We start from the raw sequence: 20,039 nt of genomic DNA, 5'->3' as shown, positions 1-20,039 counted from the left end.
ACAACACCTTAATCGGGATAGCCCTGAGGATTATTGGATTGCCAATGCCAGGTATCTGCCGCCATTTCATCAAGCGAGCGGCGCACCCGCCAACCCAATTGTGCGGCAGCTTTGCTTGGGTCTGCCCAGTAAGCCGGTAAGTCACCTGCGCGGCGCGGGGCAAAATGGTAGGCCAGCGGCTTGCCACACGCCTTGCTGAATGCCTCGACCACTTGTAAAACACTGCTACCCACGCCGGCACCCAGATTGAAAATATGCACGCCAGGCTGATTGTGTAGTTTCTTCATCGCCGCCACATGACCATCTGCTAAATCGACTACGTGAATATAATCGCGTACCCCGGTGCCATCCGGTGTCGGGTAGTCATTACCGAATATGGCCAGCGACTCACGACGACCAACGGCAACTTGTGCAATAAATGGCATCAGGTTATTCGGGATACCTTGTGGGTCTTCACCCATGGAGCCTGACGGATGTGCGCCAACCGGATTGAAATAGCGCAGAATGGTCATATTCCATTGCGGGTCAGCCAGTTGCACATCTTGCAAAATTTGCTCAACCATCAACTTGCTACGGCCATACGGGCTGGATGGCAAGCCGGTCGGGAAGCTTTCGACATACGGAATTTGTGGCTGATCGCCGTAGACCGTGGCAGAGGAACTGAAGATAAAGTTTTTGACCTGTGCAGCACGCATGGCCTCCAGCAATACTAAGGTGCCGAAGACATTATTATTGTAATATTCCAGTGGCTTATTGACCGACTCACCCACGGCTTTCAGGCCAGCAAAGTGAATGACCGCATGGATAGACTGCTCAGCAAATATTCGGTCGAGTAAAGCGCGGTCACGGATGTCACCTTGATAAAGCTTCGGTGTATAGCCGCTAAGGGCATGTATCCGGGCTAATACGCTGGATTTGCTGTTGCAAAGGTTATCGAGGATGACCGGTTGGTAGCCAGCTTCAATCAATTGCACACAGGTATGGCTACCGATGTAACCGCTACCACCTGTTACCAGAACGTACATAAAAGACTCCTCGAATGACTTTAGTCTAAGAAAGATAGCACGCCATTAGGTGAGAAAAGGTGATCTGCACTCAATAATGGAATCGTTTACATTTAAATTTCTCCCAGTTTAATCCCAGCAAAAGCATAAAGACAGGGGAATAACCAAGGATAGGCAAAAACAAGAGATAAATAGCAGTCACCACATAGATAACTGGATTGGTAGCGTTCTCATCCATTAATTCAGCAGAAATGTCCTGCCTGTTATGTACCGCCCGATTCCAGTTAAGAATGCTAGCCTCGGGTCGGTAGATAACAGGGTAGATAAAGATTAGTGCGATGAATAAAGAGGATAAGTGAAGAACAATAAATGCATCAAATTCAGGGCGAAGTGAAAGGCTACCGCCACCCATAAACGACCACTCCACAGCCATGCCAGGCCGTAAATTAACCCCGCCAATGCGGCGAACACCATCAATAGCGGGCCGCCTGCAATATGTGCTGCGCCAAATAACAGGGCGGTGAGCAGTAGGGCCGGATAGTTACCCAACCACTGACTTAACCTTTGTTGCAAATAGCCACGAAACAGTGCTTCTTCTGCCAGACAAACAAAAAACACATTAGCGACCACAAAGGAACCTATCCATGCCGGGGTGTGCATCTCAATTTTCAGGCCGCCTAAGGCAACAGCCAGCAACAGCAATGCAGGGATACTGACAATCAATACCAGCCAGCTTGCACGGCTCACTGATGGGTGCTTTTTCGCGACAAATAAGGTTGGCAGGCAAGCCAGTAAAATAAAAGGTATTAATGCCTTATCAAGATTGTAATACAGGCTGAAGGGCGCGCTGAGTGGCCCTACTTTCACTTTATTCAATACATTTAGATTATTAAAACCGGGTACCAGATGCAGAAACAGTACGATTGCTGCCATCACCAGCAGCAATTCCAGTGCGACGGCCGGCCATTTCCGGTGACGATATTTTTTCAGTAGTAGTGCCACAATCAATGTTAGAAGCAAGAATGCGGCTGATGGCAGAGTCAAAACACCGTGATACAAGGCAATTGACAGTGACGACAGCAAGAGAAACAGGGAAAGTACCCGGTTAATTGATAAGAAAAGTAACGAAGCAGCAAGTATGCCCCACATAAATATCCCTTTAATGTTATGCCCGTCATCTTTCAAATCGCAGGTGCGTTGGCCGCTTGATTCGCTCGGCTTATAGGGCTATAGCCCTTTTGAGACTTAGCCTGCGGACTTGCGTACATGCAGTTCAAATCGGCTTATGAGCGGTTTGTCTCTTGCGGCTGGCCTGCACCTGAAATTTATAGGGTATAAATCCTGATGGTGGCTGAATATGTTAACTTTATCGCCGGCGCTGATAGGGGCTGGCAGTAAGAATGATAGCATAAGCCCCCGCCAATAAACGCCGCTTCCGTTGAGGATAGCTCTCATTATCCTCAACGAAAAGCCTGAAGAGTTTTAACCTGCTAACTTTTCCTGTTGGTAGTGATAAATATTGCCATCAGGAACAAAGGTCAAACGGTGGGTAATGCATTGTGGTGCATCTTCAGCATGGTGAGAAACGAATAACAGTTGCGTGTCACCTTCACTGATCATTACATCAATAAAACGCCGTACCAATAGGCGGTTAAGCGGGTCCAAACCCTGCAAGGGTTCATCAAGAATCAACAGTGCAGGATGCTTAACCAGTGCTCGGGCGATCAGTGCCAACCGTTGTTGCCCCCAAGAGAGACTGTGGAAGGGCTGATTAGCGGTCACGGCGGAAAAACCGAGTAAGTCTAACCATTGATCGGCTAATTGTTGTTGGCGATCAGACACCGCCTGATAAATACCGATTGAATCGAAAAAACCGGAGAGAATCACGGTACGTAGATTGGTGCTGACGCGGTAATCCAGATGCAAACTACTGCTGACATAACCAATATGGCGTTTAATATCCCAAATGGTTTCTCCACTGCCACGGCGGCGGCCAAACAGTGTCAAATCATTACTGTATCCTTGCGGATGGTCGCCAGTAATCAGGCTGAGTAAAGTTGACTTCCCAGCACCGTTTTGGCCAATAATTTGCCAGTGTTCACCGGGATTAACCTGCCAACTCAGGTTATGAAGAATAGGGCGGTCATTGTATTCAACCACGCCATTACGCAAGATAATTAGTGGCTTATCTGGTGCGAAAGAGGCCTGCTGTTGCGGGTGTTCTGTTTCTGGCAACAACATACCATCAAGGTTTTCACTGTGCGCCAGTTGGGCAATCAATGCCTCGGAAAGAATCTGCTGGCGGGGGCCAGTCTGGGTTAATTGGCAATCTGCCAGCACACCGAGGTATTGCACAAAATCAGGGATATCATCAAAACGATTTAGTACCAGCACCAGCGTGACACCTTGTGCTGAAAGGGTGGATAGCATACCAGCCAACTGCGTGCGGGCTGTCACATCCAGACCATCAAAGGGTTCATCCAGAATCAACAGATCCGGTTGTGGCATCAGCGCTCGGCACAACAATGTTTTGCGGGTCTCACCAGTAGAAAGATATTTAAAGCGACGCGAGAGTAACTGGCTGATACCAAACTGCTCTGCCAACTGCTGACAACGTTGCGGATCAACGTATTCTTCCTGAATGATCTCTGCGGTAGTACGCCCGGTATCGTCTTCATCTGCGCTGAGTAAATCAGTGTTATTGCGCTGCCACTCTTCGCTGACTAACTGCTGAAGTTGCTCGAACGACAAATGCACGCTGTGGCGAAAATGGTTGTGGCGGCTGCCGCTCAACAGGATTAATTCCCCTGCTAATGCCTTCGCCAACGCGGATTTCCCGCTGCCATTGGCACCGACAAATGCCCAGCTATCACCCGATTGAACATGCAATGCTGGCAGGTTGAGTGCCCGGGTGTCACTCAGGCGAAAACAACCTTGCGATATTTGCAACTCCGACATCATTCTTTCCATATCTTGCAACACAATAAGGGTGTTAGGGATAATCGGAAAGGGGCAAAATGTCAACAGTAAATACTAAGGTTATTTTGCATAACTAAGCTGAATTATTTAGCAAAGTGTAGCGATAATGACCCGATCTGCATTGAATTGAGCAATGACGTGACTACCAACATGCAAATTCAGCTTATGTAATTCGCTGTTGTTTTGTGTCGAACACAAGCTGGCTCCCCCGGTCAAGGTCACGATAACTTCACTGTGATCGTTGCCGGGTTCAATACTGGCTACGGTGCCGGGCAGAGAGTTATCAGCAGCACCCGCCAGTGCCTGATCAGTAACCAGTTTTACCCAAGGGGCTTTGATCAGTGCCAACACTTCTTTGCCCGCCGAAAGTTGCAAGCGATCAGCACTCTGTTGAGTGAGTGCCGCAGATAACCGGGTTTTGCCGTCTGATAATAGGATATTGACGTGTTGTTGAACCTGCTGATGATCCCGCTCAATCAGGGTGCCGAAAAATTGATTACGGGCGCTGGTTTGTAAAGAGAAGCGCGAAATAGCGGCCAATAAACTATCGAGTGGCAGCGAATCATCTTTCAGCGTGTCAAATGCCTTTTGCTGAATCTTGGCGAGCAAATCATAAAGTTGAATTAAACGCTCGCCGTAACGAGTCAGGTGCGCGCCACCACCGCCTTTACCACCCGTTGCCCGCTCAACCAATATTTCCTCGGCTAAGGTATTCATTTCGTTAATCGCGTCCCAGGCACTTTTATAGCTAATCCCAGCCAGTTTTGCGCCCTGGCTGATGGAACCGGTATGCTGTATTTGTTTCAGTAATGCGATACGCCGGGGATCAGCAAACAGCCGTTGCTGAAGTTTTAGGGTAAGAAGAATTTCAGCCTGCATGATTTTTTACTCCGGCGGGAAAGGATTATTGCTATCTAAGTGCTTGTATACACCTGAATCGCACGTTTGGCAGGTTACATTCTTTTGCTGTTAGTTAAAATAACAGGGTTCATTCATCGCTGATATAATTTACAGTAAATGATAGATCCTAGTTATTGTGATAACGTAAGTTATCGCTCAATGAGCAGTAATGAGAGGCTGATATGTTGGATTTATTGAAAAGTCTGGTCTTTGCCGTGGTCATGGTACCGGTGGTGATGGCCGTGATTCTGGGGCTTATCTATGGACTGGGCGAGGTGTTCAACGTCATCTCTAAGACCGGTCACACCAAAGAACGCTCTTAATCTGATTTCTGAATGCCCGGCGCATAGACGCTGGGCATTTTCGTTTTTCTCCCTCATTCCCCCCACTTGTTACCACAGCTCAAGATACCTCACATCTTGCCGATAAACTGCATGACCTGCTTATAATGTTGCGTTATATTCCAATGTATATAGCGATTTCATTAATGCGGAGAACAACATGAAGAATCAATACGGTAACGCCAAGGTTTGGGTAGCGAGTGCAACACTGCTGGCAGCATTTTCCGGCACCACGTTAGCGGCGGACAACATTACAGTGTTTGCTGCGGCTTCATTGACCAATGCATTACAAGATATTGCCGTACAGTATAAAAAAGAGAAGCAGGTTGATGTCGTGGCGTCGTATGCTTCATCTTCAACATTGGCACGCCAGATTGAGCAGGGCGCACCGGCTGATATGTTTATTTCTGCCGATCAGCAATGGATGGATTATGCTATTGATAAACAGCAAATTGTTGCCAATACTCGCTACACCTTACTAGGTAATGAACTGGTATTAATTGCTCCGCAAGACAGTAAAATAGATAAAGTCGTAATCGATAAAAAAACCGACTGGAAGAAATTATTGGATGGTGGCCGTTTGGCAGTGGGCGATCCTGATCATGTTCCTGCTGGGATTTATGCCAAAGAGTCACTGGAGAATTTAGGTGCCTGGTCAACTTTAGCCCCTGAAATGGCGCGGGCCAATAACGTGCGCAGTGCAATGGCACTGGTCGAACGGGCAGAAGCGCCGCTGGGTATTGTCTATGGTTCAGATGCGATAGCCAGTAACAAAGTTAAGGTTGTGGGGATATTCCCGGAAGCAAGTCATAAGCCGGTTGAATACCCGATGGCAATTGTTAAAGGCCATGAAAACCCGACCGTGAGTGCTTTTTATGATTACCTGAAAAGCCCAGCCGCGGCGGTTATTTTCAAAAATTATGGATTTACCCCACGCTAATGATATTGAGTGAGTATGAGTGGCAGGCAATTATTCTGAGTCTGAAGGTTTCAGCGGTTGCGGTGGCGTGCAGTTTGCCGTTAGGCATTTTAATGGCGTGGATTTTAGTGCGCTGCCGTTTTCCCGGTAAATCGTTGTTAGACAGTATTATTCACTTACCACTGGTGCTGCCACCCGTGGTGATTGGCTATTTATTGTTGATAAGCATGGGGCGGCGCGGTTTTATTGGCGAGTGGCTCTATAGCTGGTTTGGCATTAATTTCAGTTTTAGTTGGCGTGGTGCGGCGTTAGCCTCGGCGGTGGTGGCCTTTCCGCTGATGGTGAGGGCTATCCGGCTGGCGTTGGAAGCAGTTGATACGCGTCTGGAACTGGCGGCCCGCACGCTAGGAGCCAATCCGTGGCGGGTGTTTTTCACCATTACGTTACCGCTCTCTTTACCGGGGGTGATTGCTGGCACCGTGCTCTCTTTTGCCCGTTCACTGGGGGAGTTTGGGGCGACCATCACTTTCGTCTCCAATATTCCCGGTGAAACCCGCACTATTCCACTGGCAATGTACACACTGATTGAAACCCCTGGGGCGGAAGCTGCTGCTGCGCGTTTGTGTGTCATTGCCATTATTCTGTCGTTGGTGGCGTTGTTATTATCCGAATGGCTGGCCCGCTGGGGTAAAAAACGCATGGGGGCACCATGTTAGAGCTGGATTTCAGTCAGCAACTGGGCGATTTGGATTTACGTGTTTCCACCAATCTGCCCGCCCAAGGTATCACCGCTATTTTCGGGTTGTCGGGGGCCGGTAAAACTTCATTAATTAATGTCATTGGTGGCCTGACCCGCCCGCAGCAAGGCAAAGTGGTGTTAAATGGCCGGGTGCTGGTGGATGCCGAGCAGCAAATCTATCTGCCGCCGGAAAAACGCAAAGTCGGTTACGTATTTCAGGATGCGCGCTTATTTCCCCATTATCGGGTGCGGGGCAATTTACAATACGGCATGGCCCCGTCAATGCGTGGGCAATTTGACACAATTGTCGGTTTGCTGGGTATCGAGCCACTATTAAGTCGTTTCCCACTGACCCTCTCTGGCGGCGAGAAACAGCGTGTTGCTATTGGGCGCGCATTATTGACCGCCCCCGAGCTGTTGTTGATGGATGAGCCACTGGCCTCTCTGGATTTGCCCCGCAAACGTGAGCTGCTGCCTTATCTGGAGCGGTTGGCGCAAGATGTTAACACCCCTATTTTGTATGTCAGTCACAGCATGGATGAGATCCTGCGGCTGGCAGATCAAGTGGTGGTTATGGATGGTGGCAAAGTGCGCGCGGTCGGCGGGCTGGAGGAAGTGTGGGCCAGTAGTGCATTGCGCCCGTGGCTGCAACGGGAAGAACCGAGCAGCATACTGCGGGTCAGTGTCATTGGTCACCACGACCGCTATGCCATGACCGCGCTGGCGTTAGGTGATCAGCGATTGTGGGTGGGTAAGCTTGATGCGCAAGAGGGTAGCTCAATGCGTATTCGGATTAATGCAGCCGATGTTTCGTTGGTATTACAGCCACCGCAAAGTAGCAGTATCCGTAATATCTTGCCGGTAAAAATTGCCGAATGCCTTGAGGTGGATGGGCAGGTCGATGTCAAACTCGCGGTTGGTGATCAATGGCTGTGGGCGCGGATCACGCCGTGGGCACGGGATGAATTGGCGCTTAAACCCGGTCAGTGGGTGTATGCACAGATAAAAAGTGTCTCGTTTAACCGCAAGAATTGAGGGCGCTAACCCTTGAGTTTACCCGATGATAAAACGCCCGTCAGCCGGGCGTATTTTACTATCAAGCCAGGACATGCTGGCGGATGACGCCAGCGATTCCAGGCTGTTCGTTATCGGCAATCACCAGGTCAGCCCGCTGTTTGATAGCATCGGCGCTGTTCCCCATCGCTACCCCCAAACCGGCGCTTTCCAGCATGCTCAGGTCATTAAAGTTATCACCAAAGGCAACCACATCTTTCATGCTCAAACCCTGAGATTCAACCCATTGCTGTAGCCGCTTACCTTTGCTGTTACCCGCCTGTGCGATATCAACTTGATCATGCCATGACCATTCGCAGGCCAACCCCATTTCATTCTCAATCTGGGTTGCGAGCGCTCTCAGTTGCTCAATATCCGAGTGTGAAGTGGCAAATTTCCAGATGGAACTGGCAGTGTGGGCCGCATCGAGCAAGCTATCAACATGGAGTAGCGTCGGGCGCTGAGCGGGTGGTAATGACTCAGCCCAACTGAGTGAGCGAATCACATGTCCGCTGGTTTGTTGATAGAGCATGGCATCGTCCACATACATTAGCCCGTGGATACCGGTTTGCTCCAGCAACTGCAACACCTGAACCGCTTGTTGAGGCTGCAAGGGGTTTGAATCTAATACTTTTTTTGCATGGTAATCATAAATATAGGTACCGTTGCAGCAAATTGCAGGTGTATCAAGTTCTAGTGCCTGATAAAACGGGTGAATAGCAACATGATGGCGGCCGGTCACCACTACCACTTTGATGCCCTCAGCACGGGCTTGTGCCAGTGCGGACAAGGATTCTGGCAGAATACGTTTTTTGTGATCCAGTAGCGTTCCGTCTAGATCCAGTGCAATTATGCGATATGTCATGGCAGCTATAGTCTCGTCGATAAGGGCATTAATAGTATGTTTGCATAGTATTACTTGATGGTACACCGGATGGTGGGTTGATTAAACCAAGCTTGGGAGTGGGTAGCATAATCAGCTAAAAATAAGCAGGATAAGTTTTAAACAGCGCGACAGCAGACTGTTGTTATGTCCGCCGAGTCAGGTAAGCTAGGCTAAATTATTCGCAATTTTGCAATTGTGTTAAGCGCACGGTTTGTTTGGAAAGACAAATTCGGCCAATTAAAGTTGCCTATACTCTAAATAATTCGAGTTGCAGGAAGGCGGCAAGCGAGTGAGTTCCGATGAGTTGACGCCAGTCAATGATTCGGGTGATTGAACGAAGCCAACACACATGCAGCTTGAAGTATGACGAGTATAATAGGTTCGACTAAGGAGTAGAGATGAAGCAAGTGGTTTACGTGGCAAGCCCAGACAGTCAGCAGATCCATGTTTGGCAATTAGATTCCGCCGGTGCATTAACCTTATTGCAAACGGTAGAGGTGCCGGGGCAAGTGCAGCCGATGACAATCAATCCAAACCAGCGCCAGTTATATGTTGGGGTGCGCCCCGATTTTGCCATTATCAGCTACAACATCAGTGACGATGGCACATTGACCGCTGCTGGCAGGGCACCACTTCCAGGCAGCCCAACGCACATCGGCACTGATTTACAAGGCCGCTTCCTGTTCTCTGCTTCTTATAGCTTTAACTGTGTCAGCATTAGCCCTATTGATGAGCAGGGTGTGGTACAGGCACCTATTCAGCAATTGGATGATTTGCCTGCCCCACATTCGGCGAATATTGATCCGACCAATCAAATCTTACTGGTACCTTGCCTGAAAGAAGATAAGGTGCGGTTATTTGATCTGAGCCTTGAGGGTAAACTGACGCCACACGCTCAGGCGGTGATACCGGTTGCTGCCGGTGCAGGCCCACGTCATATGGCCTTCCACCCCAATAAACACGTCGCCTATTGTGTTAACGAGCTGAATAGCTCGGTAGATGTGTATCAAATCAGCAAAAACGGCCAGGAATACCAGCTAATACAGACGCTGGATGCGATGCCAACAGACTTTACCGGCACTCGTTGGGCGGCTGATATCCATATTACGCCAAATGGCCGTCATCTCTATATCAGTGACCGTACTGCCAGTCTGCTGGGTATTTTCAGTGTTTCTGAGGATGGGCGTGAGATTACGTTGGTCGGGCACCAACAGACTGAAGCACAGCCACGCGGTTTTAATATCGATAACAGTGGTAACTTCCTGATCTCTTCCGGCCAGAAGTCGGATCATATTGCCGTGTATCGTATTGATCAACACAGCGGTGAGCTAACCACTCTGAAGCGCTATGCGGTAGGGAAAGGGCCAATGTGGGTCACTATTTTGGCCCCAAGAGTTTAAAAATAATATTACCGGGCGGGGAATTGTGTCGAAGGGGTCGTAACGGCGTAAGCCGTCGCAACGCCCATCGGTGCAGTCGCCCCGCCAGTCTGCGGACGATATTGCCCACCACTGCTTTAGTGGATATTTACTATCGCCGCTTTCACCGCATCCGTTAACTGCGCCAGTGATTGCGGCGAGATAATATAAGGCGGCATCAGGTAAATCAGTTTACCAAACGGGCGGATCCACACGCCGTGTTCGACAAATTGCCGTTGCAGGCGCGCGACGTTAACCGGCTCTTTCATTTCCACTACCCCAATTGCTCCTAATACCCGCACATCGGCCACTGCTTCATGTTCTGCAAGTGGCATTAACGCGTGTTTCAATTGGTTTTCTATGGCGGCAACCTGCTGTTGCCAGTGATTCTCAGCCAACAGACTCAAGCTTGCCGAGGCGACAGCGCAAGCCAATGGATTAGCCATAAATGTCGGGCCGTGCATAAAGCAACCCGCATCACCGTTACTGATGGTTTCTGCCACCTTACGGGTAGTTAAGGTAGCCGATAAGGTCAGGTAGCCGCCGGTCAATGCCTTACCTAAACACAGAATGTCCGGCACGATTTGCGCATGTTCGCAGGCGAAAAATTTGCCGGTGCGGCCAAAACCGGTAGCGATTTCATCGGCAATCAACAAAATCTGGTGCTGATCGCACAATGCTCTGACCTCACGCAAATAGGCGGGGTGATAGATACGCATTCCACCGGCACCTTGCACTATCGGTTCCAGAATGACTGCGGCTATCTCGCTGGAATGTGTGGCTATCATTTCAGCAAAATCAGTGATGTCTTCCGGGTTCCACGCCTGGTCGAAGCGGCATTGTGGCGCGCGGGCAAACAGATTTTCAGCTAAATACCCCTGATACAAACTGTGCATTGAATTCTGGGGATCACAAACTGACATCGCACCAAAAGTATCACCATGGTAGCCGTGGCGCAGGGTTAAAATCCGTTGCCGCCGTTCACCTTTGGCCTGCCAGTATTGCAATGCCATTTTCAACGCCACTTCAACGGCCACCGAACCCGAATCAGCGAGAAAAACACACTCTAGTGCCGAAGGGGTTAGAGCAACCAACTGTTGGCAGAGTTCCACGGCGGGCGGGTGGGTGATACCCCCAAACATCACATGGGACATTTTATCCAACTGCTGATGTGCCGCATGGTTCAGTACCGGATGATTATAGCCGTGAATGGCCGCCCACCATGATGACATGCCATCGATCAGACGTCGGCCATCAGCCAGTTGCAGCTCAACGCCGTCGGCCGCGACCACCGGATAGCAGGGAAGTGGGTCAGTCATTGAGGTGTAGGGGTGCCAGATATGACGTTGATCAAAAGCCAGGTCAGAAGGTGTCATGAGGATTGTTGTAAACCAATTCATTACAAGAATGGTTGACAGTATATCGAGTTTATTTACACTGGCGAAACTTTTTTCTCTTCCCTGGAGAAGCCGTAATGGCAAATTATATTCGCTGGACAGTCGGGCAAGCCCAGGCCCTGTTTGAAAAACCACTGCTGGATTTATTGTTTGAAGCGCAGCAGATTCATCGTCAGCATTTTGACTCGCGTCAGGTGCAAGTCAGTACTTTGCTGTCGATTAAGACCGGTGCTTGCCCGGAAGATTGCAAATATTGCCCGCAAAGCTCGCGTTACAAAACTGGCTTGGAAAGTGAGCGCTTAATGCAGGTTGAACAAGTGCTGGAGTCAGCGAAAAAGGCCAAAGCCGCCGGCTCAACCCGTTTCTGTATGGGCGCGGCCTGGAAGAATCCCCATGAGCGTGACATGCCTTATCTGGAGAAAATGGTTGAAGGTGTCAAGGCCATGGGGATGGAAACCTGTATGACGCTTGGCTCGCTGGATAAACAGCAAGCTCACCGGTTGGCAGAGGCTGGGCTGGATTATTACAATCACAATCTTGATACCTCGCCGGAATTCTACGGCAGCATCATTACCACCCGCAGTTATCAGGAACGGCTCGATACCCTCAGTGAAGTTCGTGATGCCGGTATCAAAGTCTGTTCGGGAGGCATTGTCGGGTTGGGCGAAACTGTCCGCGACCGCGCAGGGCTACTGGTACAACTGGCGAATTTGCCCAAACCGCCTGAAAGTGTGCCGATCAATATGCTGGTAAAAGTGAAAGGCACGCCGCTGGAAAATAACGACGACGTCGATGCTTTCGAGTTTATCCGCACCATCGCTATCGCACGTATCATGATGCCAACCTCTTACGTGCGTTTATCTGCCGGTCGCGAACAAATGAACGAGCAAACGCAGGCGATGTGCTTTATGGCAGGGGCTAACTCTATTTTCTACGGCTGTAAATTGCTTACCACGGCGAATCCTGAAGAAGATAAAGATCTGCAACTGTTCCGTAAATTGGGGCTGAATCCACAGCAAACCGCCACCGAGCAAGGGGATCGCGAACAGCAGCAAGTATTGACTGAGCAACTCTTGCAGCGTGACTCATTGCCCGGCGAGAGCACACAATTTTATAACGCGGCAATCTGATGAACTGGCAAAGCAAGATAGAGCAGGGGCTGCAACAGCGACGCGACGCCGCGGCCTACCGTAGCCGTCAGGTTAATGAGGGGGCGAGTGGGCGCTGGTTGCAATCAGCAGAACGGCGTTATCTCAACTTCTCCAGCAATGATTATCTGGGGTTAAGTCAGGATCCTGACGTGATTGCGGCGTGGCAGCAGGGGGCGCAACGCTATGGTGTTGGCAGTGGTGGCTCTGGCCATGTTACCGGCTATAGCCGGCCTCATGCCCAACTGGAACACCAATTGGCGGACTGGCTGGGTTATCCGCGTGCATTGTTGTTTATCTCAGGCTACGCGGCAAATCAGGCAGTATTGGCGGCGTTAACTACCGCCGACGACAGGATACTGGCCGATAAACTCAGCCACGCCTCTTTGCTGGAGGCGGCTGCACACTCTCCGGCTCAATTGCGGCGCTTTGTGCATAATCAGCCCGATGCGCTACAAAACCTACTCGATAAACCCTGTGCGGGCCAAACATTGGTAGTCACCGAAGGCGTGTTTAGTATGGACGGTGATAGCGCTCCACTGGCTGCTTTGCAGCAAAAAACAGTGGCGGCGGGTGGCTGGTTACTGGTGGATGATGCGCACGGAATTGGGGTGTGTGGCGAAGGTGGCCGTGGTAGTTGCTGGCAGCAAGGGGTAAAACCTGAACTGTTAGTGGTCACTTTTGGCAAGGCATTCGGCCTGAGTGGGGCGGCAGTGTTGTGTCAGGAGCCGGTTGCCGAGTATCTGCTGCAATATGCCCGTCACCTGATTTACAGCACCGCGATGCCGCCAGCACAGGCTTGTGCGCTGCAAGCGGCACTATTACGTATTCAGCAAGGTGATGACTTGCGACAGCAGCTTCAGCAACGTATTGCGCAATTTCGGCGTGGAGCGGCAGACTTACCGTTGCAATTAGGGGCATCTAAAACCGCTATCCAGCCACTGCTGGTGGGTGACAATCAGCAAACACTGACACTGGCGGAGCAACTACGCGCCGAGGGGTTATGGGTAACGGCGATTCGCCCTCCAACAGTCCCGCCGGGGGGGGCCAGATTGCGTATTACCCTGAGTGCTGTGCATCAATGTGATGATATCGACAGATTGCTGGAGGTGCTGTATGGCGTTTGTCGCTGATAATCCACGATTACCCTTGGTTGATAAACCGGCGATTGCGGCTGCATTTAGCCGGGCTGCTGGCAGCTACGACTCAGCGGCAAGTTTGCAACGGGAAACGGGGAATACCTTATTAGCGCTGGGTTATCAGCATCCTGGTGCGTCGGTGCTGGATGCCGGGTGCGGTACTGGCTATTTTAGCCGCTGTTGGCGTGAACGAGACAGATATGTAACTGCGCTAGATTTGGCCGCCGGAATGTTGGATCACGCCCGGCGACAGCAGGCTGCGGACAGCTATTTATTGGCTGATATCGAGAATATACCGCTGCCAGATCAAAGCGTTGATATTTGTTTTAGTAATCTGGCGCTACAGTGGTGTGCTGATTTAGCGCAGGCGCTAGCTGAGTTATATCGTGTCACGCGAGTTGGCGGCATCATCCTGTTTTCTACCTTGGCAAAAGGGTCTCTTGATGAGCTGGGGCTGGCGTGGCAACAGGTAGATGGCAAGCGCCATGTGAATGATTTTCTCCCCTTTCAGCATATCAGTGACGCTTGTCAGGGGTATCGCCATCACCTGACAACCGAGTTATATCAGCAACAGTTTCCTGATGTAATTGCGCTTATGCGCTCTCTGCAAGGCATTGGTGCTACGCATTTACATCAGGGGCGTCATTCCGGGTTAAGTGGTCGCCAACGGCTGGTGGCCCTGCAACGCGCTTATAGCACCCAATCTGGCACCTACCCGCTGAGTTACCACTTAGTTTATGGGGTTATCTATCGTGACTAAACGTTGGTTTATCACTGGCACGGATACCGATGTCGGTAAGACAGTTGCCAGTTGTGCCTTACTGCAAACCGCAGCCCAGCAGGGCTATCGCACCGCCGGTTATAAACCGGTGGCATCTGGTAGCCAGATGACGCCTGACGGATTGCGCAACAGTGATGCTTTGGCGCTACAAGCAAACAGCAGTGCGGCACTTAGTTATTCACAGGTGAATCCGCTCACGTTTCTGGAGGCCACCTCGCCCCATATTGCCAGTGCCAGCGAAGGGCTTGAGATTGATTTGTCAATTTTATCGCAAGGACTACAGCAGCTTGAGCACTCAGCAGAATGGATATTGGTCGAAGGGGCTGGCGGCTGGTTTACCCCACTGTCGCCACAGGCAACTTTTGCCGATTGGGTTTTACGAGAGCAATTGCCAGTAATTATGGTTGTTGGCATCAAGTTGGGATGTATCAATCATGCTTTGTTGACCGCTTTGGCTATCCGACAAGCTGGGCTGAAACTGGTGGGGTGGATAGCTAATGAGGTGATACCTGCGGGGGGGCGACAAGTTGAGTATATGGCAACATTGACACAGATGATCAGTGCCCCGCGATTAGGTGTCGTCCCCTATCTGACGGACCTTGACGTGTATCCCATCACCCAGCGGCGTGATCTTGGTGGCTATTTGGATTTAGGACTTTTGGCTGAGGTGCCACTGAGCTGAATTTTTGACGGCGATATGACCTTAAAGGGCTAATAGATATTATTAGCCCTGAGTTTTTTGCGGAGTATGGCCGCTATCATCGGCTTTAGTTTGCATGAGGGAGAAACCACTCTGCGCCATATTAACTGGCCAAATGCGTAATAATCATCTCTTCATCCAATTGAGCCAATGTTCCTTGTGCCACATTTCGGCCATCGGCCATCAAACAGAATCGATCCGCCACATGCTGAATAAAGGGTAAACGGTGTTCAACCAAAAGTACCGTCAAACCCAGGCTACGACTGAGCTGATGTAGGATATTGCCAATATCCTCAGTCAACGGCGGTAAAATACCACTCCCCGGTTCATCAAGAATCAACAGTTCTGGCTCTGTCACCAGTGCTCTGGCAATGGCCAACTGCTGTTGTTGATTACGGGTTAGCTCCCCACCACGTTGGGTGCGTTTGTCATACAGTTGGGGGAATATATCAAAAATCCAGCCCGGAATTTGGCGCGACTTATGGCGGCCCGCCAGCACGGCTATCAGCATATTCTCCTCCACACTCAGTTGAGAGAAGATCTGCTGCCCTTGTGGTACATAGCCAATACCCAGAGCAGTGCGCCCCTCAACCGGCTGCTGTAGCAAATTCTGCGGCGGTTCATGATTCGGTTGCCAGGTCATGGTGCCACTCTTAATTGGCAGATGCCCCATGATGCAATTAATTAACGTCGTTTTTCCTACGCCATTACGGCCAATCAGGCAGGTACACTGCCCACGGGGGATCTCGAGATTAATATCCCAAAGGATATGATTCTGTCCATAGTATTGATTCACAGCGGTTAAACTCAGCATCAGTGCTTCTCCTCAGTCGATCTCAGTAGTTCACAGGTGGCCCGGTGTTCTGTAACGGCTAGTGAAGGATTAACCAGCAAATCTGCATACTTGGTAGCGGCAGTACAGCATAAAACACCACACTTCTAACGGGTGGTTGTCGGTGTAAATTGAGGTGAAATGGGCGAATTGCGGCATTAAATGGCATCAACAGGCTATTTTTATCCTTAATCACCCTGCGATAGGATGATTTTTAGTCTATTAATGCGTTGCACCACTTTAGACCATTTCCCCTTTAATCTCTCCGTTTCACAGAGATATAAAGCAACTCTTGGGCCAAGTTGCTATACAGAGAGTAAAATCTGTTTGTTAACAGGCTGTAAATGGTTTTAACGCGCAGCGTGGGGTAAAAATAGCTCAGCCTGGCGGGGTGCGAGCGTAGAGTGATGGCGAGCTTGCACTTAAGCGGTGCTTTGGTGGAGAAAATGGTGCAGTAGAAAAAGAGAGAGGTCAGAGGTCATTAGATGCAGGTGTTAACTAGTGAAAATTATAGAATTAGCAAGCTACATAGTTAGCACTAATTGAAATATGCGGTGAAATAAAAATGTGAAAAAAACACTAAAAAAGCCAGTTAGTCCCCATTTATCTCCCAAGCTTTGCTTTTCGCCAACTCCCAGCCGCTGTGGGGTTGAATGAGTTATCCACCATTCCTGTGGATAACCTTGTGCATTAGCCATAGAAAACTGATGGCAAGCGAGAGCGGGCGCGGCTTGCGCTCCTGTTGTCCGCATTCTCTACTTTTTAATAATTTATTTTACTTTCAATGGGTTATTTAAAATCAAGCGCTGAAAAATCATAACTGGTGCTGATGAGTGATCTTTAATCGATTAGTTATCACTAATGTGTTTATGTTAACAGTTGGGGATAAAAACGCTTTTACAGTGCAGCTGTCGTTTAGATGTCACTGTAACGAGGCAAACAATCTCTTGGTGAAAGAAATTCCTACATTTTGGTGCTTGAAGCTGGTTTTATATCCAGTATCATAGAGGTGGCAAAATTCTATGGGGCTTTCATAATTAGCCTCCTGATAGTGTGTGTTTCTCCAGTGGGTAGCAAATTCATGAGTAAATTATTCAAACTACATTCTGAGTTTAAGCCAGCAGGCGACCAGCCTGAGGCTATCCGTAAACTGGAAGAAGGGCTAGAGAATGGTCTGGCTCATCAGACACTGTTGGGGGTAACGGGATCGGGTAAAACCTTTACGATAGCCAATGTTATTGCTGATTTGAATCGCCCAACCATGGTGCTGGCACCCAATAAAACATTGGCAGCACAGCTTTATGGTGAGATGAAAGAGTTCTTTCCCGATAACGCGGTAGAGTATTTCGTCTCCTACTATGACTACTACCAGCCTGAAGCCTATGTCCCAAGCTCTGATACGTTTATTGAAAAAGATGCCTCGGTAAATGAGCATATCGAGCAAATGCGGCTATCTGCGACCAAAGCACTGCTGGAAAGACGTGATGTTATCGTGGTGGCGTCGGTTTCTGCGATTTATGGTCTGGGTGATCCTGATTTATACCTGAAAATGATGCTGCATCTGACTAAGGGTATGATCATTGATCAGCGCTCTATTTTGCGTCGCTTATCCGAATTGCAGTACAGCCGTAATGATCAGGTATTCCAGCGCGGTACCTTCCGGGTGCGTGGTGAAGTTATCGACATCTTCCCCGCAGAATCTGATGAATGGGCGCTACGGGTAGAGTTGTTCGATGAAGAGGTCGAACGGTTGTCCATCTTTGATCCATTGACAGGCCAGTTACAGCATGAAGTACCGCGCTTTACGGTCTATCCTAAAACGCACTACGTTACCCCGCGCGAGCGTATTTTGCAGGCCATGGAAGAGATCAAAGTCGAACTGGCCGACCGCCGTCAGGTGCTATTAGCCAATAACAAGTTGTTGGAAGAGCAACGTATTAGCCAGCGGACCCAGTTTGACCTTGAAATGATGAATGAGCTGGGCTATTGCTCCGGTATTGAAAACTATTCCCGCTACCTTTCGGGCCGTGGTCCAGGCGAAGCGCCACCGACGCTATTTGACTATCTACCGGCTGACGGTTTGTTGGTGGTTGATGAATCCCACGTCACTATTCCGCAAATTGGCGGGATGTACAAAGGTGACCGCTCACGCAAAGAAACACTGGTGGAATATGGTTTCCGGCTGCCATCGGCACTGGATAACCGGCCAATGCGGTTTGAAGAGTTTGAAGCACTGGCACCACAAACTATTTATGTTTCAGCAACTCCGGGTAAATATGAACTGGAGAAATCCGGTGGCGATATCATCGATCAGGTCGTGCGGCCGACGGGCCTGCTCGATCCGTTAATTGAAGTCCGGCCGGTAGCCACACAGGTTGATGACTTGCTGTCAGAGATCCGTATTCGCGCAGCGATTAACGAGCGGGTGCTGGTGACCACGCTGACCAAACGTATGGCCGAAGACCTGACCGAGTATCTGGGAGAGCATGGTGCCCGTGTTCGTTACCTGCATTCGGATATTGATACCGTTGAACGGGTAGAGATCATTCGTGATCTGCGTTTGGGTGAGTTTGATGTATTGGTGGGAATCAACTTACTGCGCGAAGGTTTGGATATGCCGGAGGTTTCTCTGGTCGCAATTCTTGATGCTGATAAAGAAGGTTTCCTGCGTTCTGAACGCTCTTTAATCCAGACCATTGGCCGTGCGGCGCGTAACCTTAATGGTAAAGCAATACTGTATGGCGACAGAATTACCGCCTCAATGGAAAAGGCTATTGGTGAAACGGAACGGCGCCGTGTCAAACAGCAAGCTTACAACGAAGAACGTGGCATCATTCCGCAAGGGTTGAACAAGAAGATTGGCGATATTCTGCAACTGGGCCAAGCCTCTTCCCGTGGTAAAGGGAAAGGGCGGGGCGGCAAAGTGGCCGATCCCAATAATTATCACGCCTTGCCACCGAAAGCGCTTGATCAGAAAATCCGTGAGTTGGAGTCTAAAATGTACACCCACGCGCAAAATCTGGAGTTTGAGCAGGCAGCAGAACTGCGCGATCAAGTCCATCAGTTGCGCCAGCAATTTATCGCGATATCTTGATGCTCATCAGCCCTGCATTATGTGGCCGGTAAGCAATGGTGCGACAAATCGGGAATTTATGCTTGTCGCATCAACCTATCCTGATTAAGGTGTGCGACTAATAAAATCATCACCTAGATATACTCAAATAACCTGGCGTTGCAGGTTGGTGGCAAACCCACAATTCAGCAACCCCAAGTCGAAGAGTAAAAGTGCGAGATAAATAATGAGTGATCACTTGTCGAAAGATCCATTACACGGTATTACCCTTGAACAACTGTTGACTAAACTGGTTGAGCATTATGGTTGGGAGGAGTTGGCATACCGTATCAATATCAACTGTTTCATCAGCGATCCCAGCATTAAATCCAGCCTGAAGTTCTTACGCCGTACACCATGGGCTAGAACTAAAGTGGAGGCGCTGTATATACATATGATTGGCAATACTAATTGGTTGAAAGATTAGTTTTAATACACTGACCTTTTAGCCTGTAAAAACAGGCTAAGCCACGATAATTAAAAGCAGCTTTGCTGTTAGAGGTTAATGACAAAGTGCCCGTAGCGGTGAAAGCGGGCAGATCGTCAAGACGCCGTACTTTCTTTGTTAAAACAAGCATCCCTGATGGCGCGGACGCTTTACTCTTCTACCTCTATTTACCTTGCAACATCGAGTCGTTGAGGTTTGTCAACAGTCTGAAACAAGTTTGCTGTTATGTGTTTTTCATATATA

At 49.5% G+C, this 20,039-nt stretch carries 18 protein-coding genes; 11 read left to right on the top strand and 7 right to left on the bottom strand.

Annotated features, from left to right (window positions below):
* Positions 1 to 8: 8 nt before the first annotated feature.
* The 4 genes from galE to modE form a co-directional block, all read right to left on the bottom strand.
* Entirely contained in the window at positions 9 to 1,025 is a 1,017-nt protein-coding gene (galE, locus tag V1952_RS05595) for a UDP-glucose 4-epimerase GalE (RefSeq protein WP_420074432.1), read from the bottom strand.
* A 309-nt stretch (positions 1,026 to 1,334) separates the two neighbouring features.
* Positions 1,335 to 2,153 (bottom strand): CPBP family intramembrane glutamic endopeptidase, encoded by an 819-nt coding sequence (locus V1952_RS05590; RefSeq protein WP_420074431.1) that lies wholly within the window; start codon positions 2,151 to 2,153, stop codon positions 1,335 to 1,337.
* Between the two features lie 333 nt (positions 2,154 to 2,486).
* Positions 2,487 to 3,962 (bottom strand): molybdate ABC transporter ATP-binding protein ModF, encoded by a 1,476-nt coding sequence (gene modF, locus V1952_RS05585; RefSeq protein ID WP_420074430.1) that lies wholly within the window; start codon positions 3,960 to 3,962, stop codon positions 2,487 to 2,489.
* Positions 3,963 to 4,070: 108 nt separating this feature from the next.
* Positions 4,071 to 4,862, bottom strand: coding sequence for a molybdenum-dependent transcriptional regulator (gene modE, locus V1952_RS05580; protein ID WP_372558375.1), 792 nt, complete (start codon positions 4,860 to 4,862; stop codon positions 4,071 to 4,073).
* Between the two features lie 203 nt (positions 4,863 to 5,065).
* Here modE and V1952_RS05575 point away from each other — a divergent pair, with 203 nt between their 5' ends.
* The 4 genes from V1952_RS05575 (at position 5,066) to modC (ending at position 7,917) form a co-directional block, all read left to right on the top strand.
* Positions 5,066 to 5,206, top strand: a complete 141-nt coding sequence (locus tag V1952_RS05575) for an AcrZ family multidrug efflux pump-associated protein (protein WP_083159548.1) — start codon at positions 5,066 to 5,068, stop codon at positions 5,204 to 5,206.
* Positions 5,207 to 5,384: 178 nt separating this feature from the next.
* Entirely contained in the window at positions 5,385 to 6,164 is a 780-nt protein-coding gene (gene modA, locus V1952_RS05570; RefSeq protein ID WP_083159546.1) for a molybdate ABC transporter substrate-binding protein, read from the top strand.
* Complete coding sequence (gene modB / locus V1952_RS05565) at positions 6,164 to 6,859, top strand: molybdate ABC transporter permease subunit (RefSeq protein ID WP_032907071.1); 696 nt, start codon at positions 6,164 to 6,166, stop codon at positions 6,857 to 6,859. The genes modA and modB overlap by 1 nt, the downstream gene beginning before the upstream one ends.
* On the top strand, positions 6,853 to 7,917 hold the full coding sequence (gene modC / locus V1952_RS05560; protein WP_083159544.1) for a molybdenum ABC transporter ATP-binding protein ModC: 1,065 nt from the start codon (positions 6,853 to 6,855) through the stop codon (positions 7,915 to 7,917). Before modB ends, modC begins: the two co-directional genes overlap by 7 nt.
* A 61-nt stretch (positions 7,918 to 7,978) precedes the next feature.
* Here the strand turns inward: modC and V1952_RS05555 are convergent, their stop codons facing one another.
* The gene (locus V1952_RS05555) at positions 7,979 to 8,800 is read right to left on the bottom strand and encodes a pyridoxal phosphatase (protein ID WP_420071767.1); all 822 of its coding nucleotides are present in this window, start codon (positions 8,798 to 8,800) and stop codon (positions 7,979 to 7,981) included.
* A gap of 419 nt (positions 8,801 to 9,219) precedes the next feature.
* Here V1952_RS05555 and pgl point away from each other — a divergent pair, with 419 nt between their 5' ends.
* Entirely contained in the window at positions 9,220 to 10,221 is a 1,002-nt protein-coding gene (pgl, locus tag V1952_RS05550; RefSeq protein WP_420074429.1) for a 6-phosphogluconolactonase, read from the top strand.
* Positions 10,222 to 10,337: 116 nt separating this feature from the next.
* Here the strand turns inward: pgl and bioA are convergent, their stop codons facing one another.
* On the bottom strand, positions 10,338 to 11,615 hold the full coding sequence (gene bioA, locus V1952_RS05545) for an adenosylmethionine--8-amino-7-oxononanoate transaminase (RefSeq protein WP_420074428.1): 1,278 nt from the start codon (positions 11,613 to 11,615) through the stop codon (positions 10,338 to 10,340).
* A gap of 98 nt (positions 11,616 to 11,713) precedes the next feature.
* Here bioA and bioB point away from each other — a divergent pair, with 98 nt between their 5' ends.
* The 4 genes from bioB to bioD are packed head-to-tail and all read left to right on the top strand — an operon-like array spanning position 11,714 to position 15,386.
* A complete protein-coding gene (bioB, locus tag V1952_RS05540; protein WP_372558379.1) occupies positions 11,714 to 12,766 on the top strand; it encodes a biotin synthase BioB in 1,053 nt (350 codons plus the stop codon).
* A complete protein-coding gene (gene bioF, locus V1952_RS05535; RefSeq protein ID WP_420074427.1) occupies positions 12,766 to 13,917 on the top strand; it encodes an 8-amino-7-oxononanoate synthase in 1,152 nt (383 codons plus the stop codon). The genes bioB and bioF overlap by 1 nt, the downstream gene beginning before the upstream one ends.
* Positions 13,901 to 14,683 carry a malonyl-ACP O-methyltransferase BioC gene (bioC, locus tag V1952_RS05530; protein ID WP_420074426.1) on the top strand — a complete coding sequence of 261 codons (783 nt, stop codon included), beginning with the start codon at positions 13,901 to 13,903 and terminating at the stop codon, positions 14,681 to 14,683. The genes bioF and bioC overlap by 17 nt, the downstream gene beginning before the upstream one ends.
* The gene (gene bioD / locus V1952_RS05525) at positions 14,676 to 15,386 is read left to right on the top strand and encodes a dethiobiotin synthase (protein WP_420074425.1); all 711 of its coding nucleotides are present in this window, start codon (positions 14,676 to 14,678) and stop codon (positions 15,384 to 15,386) included. Before bioC ends, bioD begins: the two co-directional genes overlap by 8 nt.
* A gap of 121 nt (positions 15,387 to 15,507) precedes the next feature.
* On the opposite strand, the gene V1952_RS05520 is transcribed toward bioD, so the two are convergent.
* Positions 15,508 to 16,218: an ABC transporter ATP-binding protein gene (locus tag V1952_RS05520; RefSeq protein WP_083159528.1), complete on the bottom strand. Its 711-nt coding sequence runs from the start codon at positions 16,216 to 16,218 to the stop codon at positions 15,508 to 15,510.
* A gap of 1,099 nt (positions 16,219 to 17,317) precedes the next feature.
* On the opposite strand from V1952_RS05520, the gene uvrB reads away from it, so the two are divergent.
* Both uvrB and V1952_RS05510 read left to right on the top strand, forming a co-directional pair.
* A complete protein-coding gene (gene uvrB / locus V1952_RS05515; protein WP_372558384.1) occupies positions 17,318 to 19,330 on the top strand; it encodes an excinuclease ABC subunit UvrB in 2,013 nt (670 codons plus the stop codon).
* Between the two features lie 205 nt (positions 19,331 to 19,535).
* Complete coding sequence (locus V1952_RS05510) at positions 19,536 to 19,775, top strand: VF530 family DNA-binding protein (protein WP_050087532.1); 240 nt, start codon at positions 19,536 to 19,538, stop codon at positions 19,773 to 19,775.
* Positions 19,776 to 20,039 lie beyond the last annotated feature (264 nt).

It is taken from the genome of Yersinia sp. 2542 StPb PI (assembly GCF_048593855.1).
Taxonomy (GTDB): domain Bacteria; phylum Pseudomonadota; class Gammaproteobacteria; order Enterobacterales; family Enterobacteriaceae; genus Yersinia; species Yersinia enterocolitica_E.
The sequence above is the reverse complement of the archived record's forward strand: the minus strand, read 5'-3'. Positions and strand labels throughout refer to the sequence as shown.

What these genes read in the sequence shown, in the direction of transcription:
- V1952_RS05520 (WP_083159528.1), bottom strand. Translation starts at nt 16,218, where the DNA reads ATGCTGAGTTTAACCGCTGTGAATCAATACTATGGACAGAATCATATC.
- modB (WP_032907071.1), top strand. Translation starts at nt 6,164, where the DNA reads ATGATATTGAGTGAGTATGAGTGGCAGGCAATTATTCTGAGTCTGAAG.
- V1952_RS05510 (WP_050087532.1), top strand. Translation starts at nt 19,536, where the DNA reads ATGAGTGATCACTTGTCGAAAGATCCATTACACGGTATTACCCTTGAA.
- modC (WP_083159544.1), top strand. Translation starts at nt 6,853, where the DNA reads ATGTTAGAGCTGGATTTCAGTCAGCAACTGGGCGATTTGGATTTACGT.
- modF (WP_420074430.1), bottom strand. Translation starts at nt 3,962, where the DNA reads ATGTCGGAGTTGCAAATATCGCAAGGTTGTTTTCGCCTGAGTGACACC.
- modA (WP_083159546.1), top strand. Translation starts at nt 5,385, where the DNA reads ATGAAGAATCAATACGGTAACGCCAAGGTTTGGGTAGCGAGTGCAACA.
- bioA (WP_420074428.1), bottom strand. Translation starts at nt 11,615, where the DNA reads ATGACACCTTCTGACCTGGCTTTTGATCAACGTCATATCTGGCACCCC.
- galE (WP_420074432.1), bottom strand. Translation starts at nt 1,025, where the DNA reads ATGTACGTTCTGGTAACAGGTGGTAGCGGTTACATCGGTAGCCATACC.
- V1952_RS05590 (WP_420074431.1), bottom strand. Translation starts at nt 2,153, where the DNA reads ATGTGGGGCATACTTGCTGCTTCGTTACTTTTCTTATCAATTAACCGG.
- modE (WP_372558375.1), bottom strand. Translation starts at nt 4,862, where the DNA reads ATGCAGGCTGAAATTCTTCTTACCCTAAAACTTCAGCAACGGCTGTTT.
- bioB (WP_372558379.1), top strand. Translation starts at nt 11,714, where the DNA reads ATGGCAAATTATATTCGCTGGACAGTCGGGCAAGCCCAGGCCCTGTTT.
- uvrB (WP_372558384.1), top strand. Translation starts at nt 17,318, where the DNA reads ATGAGTAAATTATTCAAACTACATTCTGAGTTTAAGCCAGCAGGCGAC.
- pgl (WP_420074429.1), top strand. Translation starts at nt 9,220, where the DNA reads ATGAAGCAAGTGGTTTACGTGGCAAGCCCAGACAGTCAGCAGATCCAT.
- bioC (WP_420074426.1), top strand. Translation starts at nt 13,901, where the DNA reads ATGGCGTTTGTCGCTGATAATCCACGATTACCCTTGGTTGATAAACCG.
- bioF (WP_420074427.1), top strand. Translation starts at nt 12,766, where the DNA reads ATGAACTGGCAAAGCAAGATAGAGCAGGGGCTGCAACAGCGACGCGAC.
- V1952_RS05555 (WP_420071767.1), bottom strand. Translation starts at nt 8,800, where the DNA reads ATGACATATCGCATAATTGCACTGGATCTAGACGGAACGCTACTGGAT.
- V1952_RS05575 (WP_083159548.1), top strand. Translation starts at nt 5,066, where the DNA reads ATGTTGGATTTATTGAAAAGTCTGGTCTTTGCCGTGGTCATGGTACCG.